Raw genomic sequence first — 12179 nt, forward strand, 5'->3', positions numbered from 1 at the left:
GTGATCCCAAGCATTACTTTCAGAAGGCTACAGGAATTTAGAAAAAATTAAAAGATCTATCCTGGTGAAGTGGCGAATTTTTTCAACTTTAATCCAACAAACAGGCAGGTGATTTCTAACGCCAGCTAACTTCGTTCGTTAAGTAACAAATCAAACTTATTCTCTAGATTAATTACTTACAACTGAATTTCTACTGAAACTATTTTTAGGCGGTCTTTAAATCTTGCTACATCTTTTGAGTGAAGAAATTGATTCTTGAATTGACTAACCAGTTTAACTTTTAGGAGAGAATCGTGAGATGAATTTTTGATGAAAAAAGCTTGCAAAAAAAGGGGCGCGATCGCCCCCCTTCGTTTTTCCTTCTAGCTTAAAGCAAGCTGTTAGAGATCCGCTGGTGCAACCCGTGCGTAGAACAGTCCTCGAATCTTCACATCGCTGGCAGCCTTAGACCCCATATCTGTGTCAGAGGGCTGTTCACTTTCAAACGTCCCAGCAATTTCGCCCGTAGAGCTGTCAATTTTAGCAACGCTCAGAGCAATCTTGCCTTTGTCTAGCTGAAACTGCTTGACATTCTCCTTTCTCAGTTCTTCAGCGTCAGCTTGAGAAGGCAGGCCAACCGCATTGTCATATCCTGTGGTCAAACCACGACCTTTGGGATCTAAGAAGTTAGAAGTCCGATAAGAAGGAACCTCAAACTCCCCTACGAGGTCAGTCGAAGTCGTAATGCTGCTTTGACCAGGCTGACTGTTGGCAACCAATCTTTTGATGGTAAACAAGAAAGGAACCCGCTCTCCGCCAGGGAGTTGAACGGTAATCGCCTGAAAGTCAAGGCCATCTTCTTCCTTAAAGGTCAAACTGCCATCTGAATTCAGCTTTAGGCTGCCAGACACCGCATCGATCGACGAGGTGTAGCGAGTCATCACCTTAGTGGGGACAAATTCAGCTTCTTTACGCTTGTTTGCCGATTCTTCTTTCACAAAGAAACTAGTGGGCTGTAAGCACAGACTCGTAAGGCTATAGGACTTGCTGCTGTCAAGCGCGATCGCTCCCCGCGAAGTTTCTTCTAGCTGAGGGCAGCTATTGGCTAGACCAGTCCCTCTGATTTGGTCGTAGGTCAGGGCTTCAGTGCTGGCGGCCGGGGCCTCACTGCAAGCGGTTAATACACTCAGGCACAGTGCCAAAAGTGTGACGAGTAAAGCGCGATACCTCATGGTCAACCTCAAAGTAGTCAGTGTAAAAATCCTGTTATCACAATTCGGGGCTAGTCGCTGATCAGCACTGCTACCAGAACTCAGTGAACTGCTGCCAGGTCGCATCGAAATTACTATAAGCTCTGGATTAGCTCAGGCAGAACCTCTCATAGCATTTTACAGACTTTAGTAAACTTTTTAATAATCCAGAAACGACTGGAGATGAGTTTGCAGAAAATCGGCAAGATTTGCAGGAACTTAGGGACGATTCAGCAAACAAACGAACCACACCTGATTAAGCTGTTAAGTGTTTGTAACGCCACACCAGATTGGCAAAGTATTTTTAGAGGTAAGACTAAATGGAACGGGATCAGGCGTTTGAGTCACAGGTGCCTTCTGAGCTTCAGCAAGTTACCAGCCAAATTAGAGAATTGGCCCAGATGGCCCAAGGGGATAGCCTGGAGCTTTTGGCGCTGTTAAGAGTGCTAGAAGGTTTACACCGAGAAATCTGTGAGGGGCTGTTTCAAGAATCTCTGCCCAACAATCGTCGAGCGCTCTATTCACTTCTCAAGGATATCGAAGCTCAGGGCGGCTGGCCGTACATTCACCGCATGAGACTGCACACTTTTTTGAACAATGTGCTCCAGGAAGAGGAGTCGGATGGACAGGCGGAGGGCGATCAAGAATCTGAGACAAATTCTTAACTTACCTTAACAAGGCGGTTCACTCTCTCATAAACACTTCCATCAAAAAGCGCTGAAGAACTCAAATCTCCAGCGCTCCTTGAAACAGCCTTGGTCAGTGAGACGAGAATTAATCGTTTGGCTGACGACTTGCCGTTTGGATGTAAAGAATCAGCAGAAAAACACTCGGCACCAGGACGAATAGAATGCTTGCGATAAATCCCAAATCGTTGACTTGCATAAACTCTATCCCTATCTAAATCTCGGCAGTGACACCTTTTAGAATAGCACTAAGGCTTGGTTTTAACGCTCACAGCGCCGTGAACGGTTGCCTGACAAGCCAGTCGATAAGTTTCGGGCTTTTTCTTGAGTTTTCGGGCCTCAAAGTCTGTGCGAGGCGAGAGGTTTTCCAGACCTTCGACCACCTCAACAACGCAGGTGCCACACTGACCATAGCCACCACAGTTAACCAGCTTGCCCTTAAAGGTGTAGAGATCAATACCATGCTCGATCGCCTTGATTCGCAGATTTGCGCCATCCGTTGCCATGACTTCTTTGTTCTCTTTTATGAACTGAATGCTGGCGGATTTAAACGTTGATTTGACAGGCTCTGAAGCCTCCTCAGCGATAGCGGGCTGAATCTCATCCACGGATTGGAGATCCTGATCTGTTGGCTGCATAGCTTTAACCTTTTGGAAGAGTATGGTGTGTAAACCGAGTAAAGAAGCTGCTATTTAAGTTGTAACTTATTGTTGACAAAGATGAACAAATATTAAGAAGCTGAGGTTCAATTCCCGTCCACGGTTGAGAGATTTCTAATCTGCTTGCAATAGGCTCTAACACTGGTTACACTTCTTTATACACTTTCATTTTTACGATCGCCTTGTCAAACGATTCATGCTCTTCTGATAAGAGGGGCTGAGGGCGTGAATTACAAGTTAGAAGTCGCCCTAAACTCTGGTAAATTTACCAGTAATTGGCACTTTAACAAAATGCTGAAAGAAGCGTTGCAGTAGACACAATTTAGAGGAGGAGCGTAGTCAATGGGACTACCCTGGTATCGAGTCCATACTGTCTTGATTAATGATCCGGGACGGTTGATCGCAACTCACCTGATGCACACCGCTCTGGTTGCAGGCTGGGCGGGTTCGATGGCGCTGTACGAACTAGCGATCTTTGATCCTAGCGACCCAGTGCTCAACCCCATGTGGCGGCAAGGCATGTTCGTGTTGCCCTTCATGGCGCGTCTAGGCGTGACTTCTTCTTGGGGCGGCTGGAGCATCACAGGTGAGACGGCGGTTGATCCTGGCTTTTGGTCGTTTGAAGGCGTTGCGATCGCTCACATTGTGCTATCAGGTCTGCTGTTTTTAGCAGCTTGCTGGCACTGGGTTTATTGGGATTTAGAACTATTTAGAGATCCCCGCACAGGCGAACCCGCTTTGGATTTGCCCAAAATGTTTGGGATTCACTTGTTTTTGTCTGGGTTACTTTGCTTTGGGTTTGGGGCATTCCACCTAACTGGGCTATTTGGCCCTGGGATGTGGGTGTCTGATCCTTTTGGTTTAACTGGAAGCATTCAGCCCGTTGCGCCTGAATGGGGGCCGGCCGGCTTTAATCCATTCAATCCTGGCGGTGTTGTGGCTCACCATATCGCAGCGGGGATTGTCGGCATCATTGCAGGTCTGTTCCACCTCAGCGTGCGTCCTCCTGAGCGACTCTACAAAGCGCTGAGAATGGGGAATATCGAAACGGTGCTGTCGAGCAGTATTGCTGCGGTGTTCTTTGCTGCATTTATTGTAGCGGGCACCATGTGGTACGGAAATGCGACGACTCCGATCGAACTGTTTGGGCCAACCCGTTATCAATGGGATAGTGGCTACTTTAGACAGGAGATCAATCGGCGCGTTCAAACCCAAGTTGCGGACGGCGTAAGCGAAGAAACTGCCTGGCAAGGGATTCCTGACAAGCTGGCGTTTTATGACTATGTGGGTAACAGCCCTGCCAAGGGAGGATTGTTCCGTACAGGTCAGATGAACAAAGGCGACGGGATTGCTCAATCCTGGTTGGGTCACCCCATCTTCAAAGACAGCGAAGGCAGAGAGCTTTTTGTGCGTCGCTTGCCTAACTTCTTTGAGAACTTCCCGATCGTCTTAACGGACGCAGACGGCGTAGTTCGGGCTGATATTCCGTTCCGTAAGGCTGAGTCAAAGTACAGCTTTGAGCAAGCTGGTGTGACCGCGACCTTCTACGGAGGCGCTTTAGATGGTCAAACCTTCTCTGACCCCGCAGTCGTGAAGCGCTATGCACGGGCTTCTCAATTGGGCGAACCCTTCCAATTCGATCGTGAAACCTTGAACTCTGATGGGGTTTTCCGCACCAGTCCTAGAGGATGGTTTACCTTTGGACATGCGGTCTTTGCTTTATTGTTCTTCTTTGGGCATATCTGGCACGGTTCTCGCACCATCTTCCGGGATGTGTTTGCTGGGATTGACCCCGACCTTGCCGAAGAACAAGTCGAGTGGGGCTTCTTCCAGAAGTTGGGAGACAAATCTACTCGCCGACAAGAGCAAATTTAGGTTTGTGAAAGAGACAGGTTTGGTCAGGATATGAGTTTCATGAACGGCCAAGCCTGTTTTCTGTCCAGTATTAACCATTAAATAGGTAGCCAGGAGCTTCGATTATGGAAAGCGTTGCTTACATTTTGATTATTGCCCTCGCGATCGGCGTTTTGTTCTTTGCGATCGCCTTTCGGGAGCCGCCTCGCATTGGTAAATAACTGAGTTTGTTTCATTTGCACTGCCTGTCTAGCGTCTGAAATCTTGGCTAGGCAGGTCTTTTTTTGCTTAAAGTCAAAAGGGCGGATTAACGTTTCTGCTCAACCTGATTTAGGATAATTCCAATACTGCGCCGATTTGAGTTGGTTGTGACTATCCCTTCATCTCGCGAAAAAGACCCTTCAGGGCAATCTTCATCTTCACGGTTTGTCATTCGTGCTGTCCAGCCGCAAGATCTGGCTGAGATTTCAGGCATTCTGGCAGAAAGCTTTCATTTGCAGCCTGACTTTATGCGCTGGTTGATCCCAATCATGAGAATGGGAATCTATGAAGACTTGCGGAATCGGCTAAAGTCGGCTCCTTCCCATTACCTCTGCCTGGTTGCTCTCGATTGCGCTAGTGAAGGACAGGAGGGCTATCACGTTGGCACGGTGGAGATTGGTCTACGCTCTGCAAATCCGTGGCAGCCGCGCACGTCTCAATATGCTTACTTATCAAATCTGGCAGTGCATCCAGAGAGTCGGCGTAAGGGAGTGGCTCGACAGCTATTGGCGGCCTGCGATCGCGCAGTTTTAGCATGGGGATTTCAAGACATTTATCTGCATGTTCTTGAAAATAATCACCAGGCGCGACAGCTTTATTTTAAAAGTGACTACCGGGTAGAAGACACTGATCCAAGCTGGAGCTTTTGGTGGTTTGGTCAGCCGCGAAGACTCTTCCTGCATAAGAATTTACGAGATCGCAAGCTGCTATGACTGTGAGTTTGAATGGGCTTACGATCATGATTTCTCAGAATTTACATCTGGCTTCATGAAGCCTTTGCTAGGGATTTCTCAAACGCCCTGCACAATCTTCATCCTTACTTCAAAGTTATTGCTTTTCAAAATCTCCTGATCTGGGGTCACTACCCTAGAATGTAGTGGCAAGGCTCAAGTTGTGATTACACAGTAAGTTCCTCCGTCATTTAAGCTTAACTAAGGAGTCAGTAAAAGTACGGGAATGCAATCTGGTTTCTAGTACGGTTTCTGAAGGAATTTTGATAGCCTATAGTGATCCTGGGTGTGCGCGTCCAACAAACCAAGTTGGGTTGAGATAGGTTGTAAGTTGTCCGATCACTTGCCCCCCTGTGGGTAACTCGAAGAGATCGCAGTGCTGGATAGATTTTTGCTCCTCTATGTGACATAGCCGTGTCAATAGCTCTCAAGGCTTCTAGCGGTATGAAAAACGAGAGCCTGAACTGTTATCAGGACGTTATTGAACAGTCGAGCGTGTCTGATATTTCTTTGAACCAGCTAAAGAGTGGAAAATTGCTGATAGTCAATAGCCGTAGGCGAAACGGGCTAATTATCTATAAGCGATTTCATGCTGAGTTTGCGGGGCCAGGCGCAGCGGTTGGCAGCTTTTTTGATTTAGATTGTGAAGGAATTTTGCCCGTGGGGGATCTGTCACTGGTTGACCCCAGAGAGCAGGACGATCGACAAAAAGCTTATCTAATTCGGCGGCAATGGATCAAGTTAACCCAGCAGTTGACCGATAACCCGGCACCGCTGCAACGCGCCCAGATGATTTTGAATCAGTTTGAGAACTATTTTGGCGCAGAAACGACGGCTCAACTTCCAGACGAAGCTTTTGCGCTACTCGTCGGAGTATTACCTCACACAATCTATGCCGCGCGCCATAGTCCTAGCAGTTTGGATGAGGATAAAACGAGAAATTAGTAACCCAGGGCGGCAAAACGATCGAGTGTTCTTTGGTTTTCTAAAGGCGTTCCAACTGTGATTCGCAATCCGCCGCCTGTATGCCGAATTAGGGTGCCTTGAGCCTTGAGGGTTTGGCAAATTGCTGCCATTTGAGCAGAATCTCCGGTCTCTTTGAGACGCAGATAGACAAAGTTAGCGTCACTATTCCAGATCTGAAGGTATGGATGTTGGGAAAGCGCTTGACTGAGACGAGTTCGCTCTGCAAGAATCAGCGGAATCGTAGAGAGGAGCGTTTGTCGATGAGCGATCGCCACCGATGCCGCCGCTTGCGAAAAACTGGGCAGATTGTAAGGCAGACGAACTTTTTCCAGGGCTGCAATCAGATCAGGATGGGCGATCGCATATCCAACTCGATGCGCCGCTAGCCGAAACGCCTTTGAAAAGGTTCTCAAAATCACCCAATTTGGACGCTGTGACAACTCACTCGCTACCGTAGTCTGACTAAATTCAAAATAAGCTTCGTCAACCACAACGAGAATACTTTGCGGTAGGCTCCGTAGCCAGTCCAATTCTGTCTCTGTGAGCGCGTTTCCAGTAGGCGAGTTGGGATGGACGACAAAAACTACGCGAATGGGAGGAGTTGAGGAAGCAGTTCCTTTGGAATTGAGTGCCTTGCTAACCGCCTCCTCAGCCGCCGTCAAGTCCATTGCAAAGGTTTGGGTACGTCCGATTGTCGTGACCGCAATTCCCAACGTCCGCGCCAAAATTCCATACATTGAAAACGTGGGATCAGCGACTAAAATCGACCCTTCGCCCCTCAGACAGGTGGCAATCAACAGAGAGCGAATCAACTCATCGGAACCATTGCCGATCGAAATGTTCTCCCAAGTCACAGCGCTGCTAGACTCATTGACATATTCTGCGATCGCGTCTTTCAGTCCCTCATAGCCACCATCGGGATAGCGGTTATTTTCAATTTGTTGATACATCCAGCCGAGTTTTTGTTTTAACTCATCGGGTAAATCAAACGGACTCTCATTTACATCCAAGCGATCGAGGGCTTCGGGCAGGTGAGCATCGCCTGTATGTTGAGTGTAGGCAGCAAGTTGGGAGAGATCAGATCGAATGAACTCAAGCATGGGAAGAAAAAATTTGAGTGATGAGTTTTAATTGGCTGAACAGCCTGCCAGAATTTTGAGTCTAACAGCGACTTGCTTGAATTAAAACCCAACACTCAAAACATCAAGCCGGGTAGATTCGCAGCCGACGGTTGGGTTCTTCTCCAAAGCTGCGCGAGTTTAGGTGATAGTGTTCGACTAGCTCATGCTGCATCTTGCGAACGATTCCCGAGCGCGGCAACAGTTCGACCGGCTGACCTTTGGGAATCACAATCTGCTCAACCGCCAGTCTGGCCTCTTCTAAGGCCTCGATTTCATCTTCACTATCTCCCCGCGCCAACAGATTGAGTTCTGCTTCATCAGGAAGGGCCGGGTCGTCCATGTTTAACAAGCGTCGCAGCGAGTGGGCGATTTGAGGAATGCTGCTAGCTTTGAGCGTGTGAATGGGAACTTGACGCGATTTTGCCAGGTGGCGCAGCTTTGAGTGGTTTTTGACGTGCGATCGCAGAGCCAGAACCGCATCCGCATTGTCGATATCTTTGGTGAGGACGATCGGCAAGTTCAGCGTCCGAATCACCTGATCCAACTGATGACGACTGACCCCATAAGGATAGATATGCAGCGGCAATTCTTCACCGTTAGGGCCGGGAATATAAACGCCTTCCTCAGACTGCATCTCAGCCAGATCAGTTCTCTGATAGTCAACCTGATTGAGAGAAGCATTCAGCAGTTGCTCAAAGGTTTGCTGCTCGGCGGTGGGAGTTGCGATCGGTTTTAGCTTGCCCGATGATCGCCAGCCGCGTCCTTGAATCGGAGGCGTAAAAAACCCTTCCTGCGGATTGGGCGCTAACGAAAGCGGATTGTTGCGAACGCCATTTTTTGATCGAGCCGCAGGCACTTCTGGAACGGTAGGCAACTCATGAGTAACCGTGACGCTGCCGTCTGGGTTCACCGTTCTGACTTCTGGTGTGGGCTGTCTGCCTCGGAGAATGCTATCGATCGTCTCCGCAACATGTTCGTGAACTACCCATTTTTGCCGCTCGGTCATTTCGACTGCGATATCAAAGGTGGGCGGGGCTTTGCGTTCCAAAACACTTTTTTGACTGCCGCGCCGTCTCGCTTCTTCGTCTCCCAACGTCACGGATTGAATGCCGCCAATGAGATCCGAGAGGGTCGGGTTCTTAACCAGATTATCGAGACGATTGCCGTGGGCCGTACCGACAAGTTGAACGCCTCGTTCTGCGATCGTTCTGGCGGCCAGCGCTTCTAATTCAGTGCCGATCTCGTCGATCACAATCACTTCAGGCATGTGGTTTTCAACCGCTTCGATCATCACCTGATGCTGAAGTTCAGGACGCGACACTTGCATTCTACGGGCACGACCGATCGCTGGATGGGGCACATCGCCATCGCCCGCAATTTCGTTAGACGTGTCAATGATTACCACTCGCTTTTCTAACTCGTCAGCCAGAACGCGGGCAATTTCTCTCAGGGCAGTAGTTTTGCCCACTCCAGGACGACCCAACATGAGAATTGATCGCCCACTTTCCACCAGATCACGAATCATGCCGATCGTGCCAAACACGGCTCGACCCACCCGACAGGTCAGACCAATCACTTCGCCGCGCCGATTGCGGATAGCGCTGATTCTATGTAAAGTTCGCTCAATGCCCGCGCGATTGTCTCCACCAAAATCTCCAACTCTGGCAATGCTTTCATTTAGATCGCCCTGAGAGATCAGCGTTTCAGACAAATATTCTGCCTTGCCAGGAAATCGAGCTTCGGGGCGACGACCGAGATCCATCACAACTTCTACCAGGCTGTCTCGCTGAGGATGGTGGTCTAGTTGCTCACGAATCTGATCCGGCAGAATGCTTAAAAGCTTTTCAAGATCGTCAGTTTGCATGGTTTCCGCAAAGGGGCTTTTAGAGGGGTCTGTGAGAGCGGGTGACGGATACCCGTTGGCAGACGGTGAGGCGTGATCCAAAGATTCAGAACTGACCGTATCGGAGGAGTGTAAGTTGCGATGATTCACCATGACAGTATGTGAAACAGCTTGAGAAAGAGAACAGCAAAACAGCCTGTGAGTTAGCGTAAGGAATTTTTGCCGTGAATAGATGTATCGTGAAGCACTTGAATGATTAAGAAGGGATCATTTTTTTTGAACAGATGATTTGAGCGGGGAAATCAAGGTGTGCGCTAACTCAACGGCTTGCCAGAGAAGGTCAGGAGTCGCTTCGAGCCGGGTAGCCGATCGCATCCGTGTAAAACCCTCACGGTCGATCGCAGAAGCAGTTCCCAAAACTCCGCTGTGTTGACGAACGCTGGCAAAATCTACTTGAGCAGTTTCCATGACTTCGAGTTGGTTGAGAACGGGTAGTAACAGGCTCCGCGCATAGCTTCCGTAGGCAATCCCTGAAATCTTTCTTAGTACAATTGTACCATTTTTATCTGGCGATCGCTCTAAAGTTTTCAGCTTAGGAACCGTGTGAGCATTCGTGCCGCCCGCCAGTTGCACATATCCCGGCAGATTGGCAGCAAGAACTTTTTGACCCAGTTTGATGCAGGCTCGCGTCGCCCCATCTCCAATATCGCCACTCATCGGCCGACCGTCTGTTTGCCAAATTAGCGCACAGGGCAAAGGCGCAATGACTTCATGCAAGGCCCACAAATAATCAATCAAACCCTCCCCATCCGGGCAGCTAATTGCTAGAAGCTTGAGATGATGAATCTGGGGAGAAATTGCTTTCCACAGTCGTTTGAAATCTTCTAACCGTCCAATCTGAGTATGAATCTCGATCGCATCCACACCCGCCTGCAAAATCAGAGGCGAAATGACTTCCGGAGTGTAGACGTACGATCGGGCAGAAATATTTTGAATCGGACAAATGGGAATACAGCGACCACAGCCATAACAAAGCGCATCGACCACACCGGAGAACTGGTTTTGAAAGACGATCGCCTCAGCCGGACAAACGGTTTCACAGGGTTTTGGGCAATCATTCAGACAATTCGCCACTTGAAACTCTGCTTTCCTGAAGTGCGGGTCTTCGCCATCATTTAGGCTCACCATCAGCCAGGGTGAGTTTCCTGCCGCAAAGCCTTTTTGTTTCGCCATTTCAGCAAGATCGCCTGCAACTGCCAGTGCTTCTCGCGCAGTCGAAATGATTGCAGGGTCAGCCGCGACATCAATACAGTCAGCCCCCGCAAGGGCATATGCCAGCGTCAGACTCCGAATGGCTGGAAGGTGTTGGAAACTCGCTCCACAAATGAGCTTAAACCAGTGACCTTCGCTTAGAGATCGTAAGGGGTGTAGGAGATCAGTCACCCCTTTATGCTAATGCGCGAATTTGAAAATTACGACCCGATCGCCAAAATTTCTTACTACAGAATGATCCCACCCTTTCTTTGACCGTTGAATGTGTCGTGAAAAGGTGGGATTTTGAAGTGAGATATTCTGATTCAGGCGTGGACTTAAGCGGCGATCTCTTCGAGTTACCCGCAAGGGGTCGTATCTTTGAGCGGTGCCCAACGGAAGTAACGTTCTCCGCCCACTTCGATCACAATTTTGAGGCGAGGCTCGATCGTCGGCAAATTCGCCAAATATTCAAGTTCCTGATTGGAGAGAATGTGTCCCTCAATGATCCACAAGAGCAGCCCTTTGGATTTGGCAGGTAGGTTATCAATCTGAGTGCTGACGACCGGGGGAATGAAATATCTTTCTCCAACCGCTGCCCCAGACCCAGAACTCTTCTTGCCCAAATGAGGCGGACGCACGCCATGCACGCCAGTCAGATACATTGCCACATCGCCCAATCCTCTCGCTGTAATGCTGAGCGAACTGTAGCCTGATGCGCGAATTCTCCGCCGATAGCGCCCTTCAAACCCACCTTCTAGGGGAACGTAGGCTGCGATCGCGCCAAATTTCTCTAAATCCTTAATCAGTTGACCGCCCGTTGTAATCAGTGGCATAACCGTTATTCCTCAGTTCTGTGCAGCTTCTAACAAAAATAGTAGTTCTGAATAGTGACATTCTACTGTTCACGGAGTCTCGGTATTGATTGAAAACTTTTATGCGAACGATTGGAGCGATCGGCTTCAGAGTTGGTCGGGTAAGTCGCTGATGGATTTATCGATAGATTTCAACAACCGATCCAACGCTTTCATCTGCTTGACAGTGAAGGTCGGAACATTCTTACCCAACTCCCATCGACTCACAGTTTGCAGCGAAATACCAAGCTCACGAGCCAAATCTTCCTGACTCATCTCCAATTCTTCTCTGAGTTTTCTTAGGGCTGACTCCTCCCCTTCGGGTCTAGGATTCGGTCTTTTTGGCATAGCAATGTTCAGACACGTCGCATAAGCAGAGTCTTGACAAATAAACAACTTGCTTAAACAATGTGTTTAGTGAGTGATTGCCAGCCTGAAACCCTGGAAAAGTAAGAGGCTGGCTTTGACTCCGTTATTCATTGGAGATGAGTTCTATTATGAGCTATCGTGACCGCCTGAAGTATTGGGCGCTTGTTCGTTTGTTGCCGACACAGAACTGGGCTGTGGTCGATCGTTTTTACAGCTACTCAGATGCAGACGGACATTTTCAGTTTCTCCGCCGCACAATGCCCGATGTGGAATTCAAAATCGTCTTTGAGGTAATGGAGGATTTAGGGCCTATCCGAAAACCATAAAATCTGTGAGATGATGAAGGCAAGCGAGT

14 protein-coding genes are annotated in these 12179 nt (G+C 48.8%); 6 read left to right on the top strand and 8 right to left on the bottom strand.

Annotation, left to right across the window (positions count from 1 at the left end; all coding sequences use genetic code 11):
• Positions 1-380: 380 nt before the first annotated feature.
• Positions 381-1211, bottom strand: coding sequence for a photosystem II manganese-stabilizing polypeptide (psbO, locus tag ACKFKF_RS14635; RefSeq protein ID WP_446859470.1), 831 nt, complete (start codon positions 1209-1211; stop codon positions 381-383).
• 338 nt (positions 1212-1549) lie between these two features.
• Between psbO and ACKFKF_RS14640 the strand changes: the two genes are divergently transcribed.
• Positions 1550-1894 (top strand): hypothetical protein, encoded by a 345-nt coding sequence (locus ACKFKF_RS14640; protein WP_446868358.1) that lies wholly within the window; start codon positions 1550-1552, stop codon positions 1892-1894.
• A gap of 109 nt (positions 1895-2003) precedes the next feature.
• On the opposite strand, the gene psbM is transcribed toward ACKFKF_RS14640, so the two are convergent.
• Positions 2004-2114: a photosystem II reaction center protein PsbM gene (psbM, locus tag ACKFKF_RS14645; protein WP_446859472.1), complete on the bottom strand. Its 111-nt coding sequence runs from the start codon at positions 2112-2114 to the stop codon at positions 2004-2006.
• Between the two features lie 49 nt (positions 2115-2163).
• Positions 2164-2553, bottom strand: coding sequence for a 2Fe-2S iron-sulfur cluster-binding protein (locus ACKFKF_RS14650; protein WP_446868359.1), 390 nt, complete (start codon positions 2551-2553; stop codon positions 2164-2166).
• A gap of 363 nt (positions 2554-2916) precedes the next feature.
• Between ACKFKF_RS14650 and psbB the strand changes: the two genes are divergently transcribed.
• From psbB to ACKFKF_RS14670, 4 genes are all read left to right on the top strand, one after another.
• Entirely contained in the window at positions 2917-4449 is a 1533-nt protein-coding gene (psbB, locus tag ACKFKF_RS14655) for a photosystem II chlorophyll-binding protein CP47 (RefSeq protein ID WP_446868360.1), read from the top strand.
• 104 nt (positions 4450-4553) lie between these two features.
• On the top strand, positions 4554-4649 hold the full coding sequence (locus tag ACKFKF_RS14660; protein WP_068816370.1) for a photosystem II reaction center protein T: 96 nt from the start codon (positions 4554-4556) through the stop codon (positions 4647-4649).
• A gap of 147 nt (positions 4650-4796) precedes the next feature.
• The gene (locus ACKFKF_RS14665) at positions 4797-5402 is read left to right on the top strand and encodes a GNAT family N-acetyltransferase (RefSeq protein ID WP_446868361.1); all 606 of its coding nucleotides are present in this window, start codon (positions 4797-4799) and stop codon (positions 5400-5402) included.
• Between the two features lie 513 nt (positions 5403-5915).
• The gene (locus ACKFKF_RS14670; RefSeq protein ID WP_446859476.1) at positions 5916-6365 is read left to right on the top strand and encodes a hypothetical protein; all 450 of its coding nucleotides are present in this window, start codon (positions 5916-5918) and stop codon (positions 6363-6365) included.
• Here the strand turns inward: ACKFKF_RS14670 and ACKFKF_RS14675 are convergent.
• From ACKFKF_RS14675 to ACKFKF_RS14695, 5 genes are all read right to left on the bottom strand, one after another.
• A complete protein-coding gene (locus ACKFKF_RS14675) occupies positions 6362-7486 on the bottom strand; it encodes a histidinol-phosphate transaminase (RefSeq protein WP_446868362.1) in 1125 nt (374 codons plus the stop codon). The two genes, ACKFKF_RS14670 and ACKFKF_RS14675, sit on opposite strands and share 4 nt — an antisense overlap.
• A gap of 103 nt (positions 7487-7589) precedes the next feature.
• On the bottom strand, positions 7590-9503 hold the full coding sequence (locus tag ACKFKF_RS14680; RefSeq protein WP_446868363.1) for a R3H domain-containing nucleic acid-binding protein: 1914 nt from the start codon (positions 9501-9503) through the stop codon (positions 7590-7592).
• 114 nt (positions 9504-9617) lie between these two features.
• On the bottom strand, positions 9618-10793 hold the full coding sequence (gene ldpA / locus ACKFKF_RS14685) for a circadian clock protein LdpA (RefSeq protein ID WP_446868364.1): 1176 nt from the start codon (positions 10791-10793) through the stop codon (positions 9618-9620).
• A 167-nt stretch (positions 10794-10960) separates the two neighbouring features.
• Entirely contained in the window at positions 10961-11437 is a 477-nt protein-coding gene (gene ndhN, locus ACKFKF_RS14690; RefSeq protein ID WP_446868365.1) for an NAD(P)H-quinone oxidoreductase subunit N, read from the bottom strand.
• Positions 11438-11563: 126 nt separating this feature from the next.
• A complete protein-coding gene (locus tag ACKFKF_RS14695) occupies positions 11564-11803 on the bottom strand; it encodes a helix-turn-helix transcriptional regulator (RefSeq protein ID WP_446868366.1) in 240 nt (79 codons plus the stop codon).
• A gap of 149 nt (positions 11804-11952) precedes the next feature.
• On the opposite strand from ACKFKF_RS14695, the gene ACKFKF_RS14700 reads away from it, so the two are divergent.
• Positions 11953-12150 (top strand): hypothetical protein, encoded by a 198-nt coding sequence (locus ACKFKF_RS14700; RefSeq protein WP_446868367.1) that lies wholly within the window; start codon positions 11953-11955, stop codon positions 12148-12150.
• The last annotated feature ends 29 nt before the right edge of the window (positions 12151-12179 follow it).

This window comes from Phormidesmis sp. 146-12 (assembly GCF_052939495.1).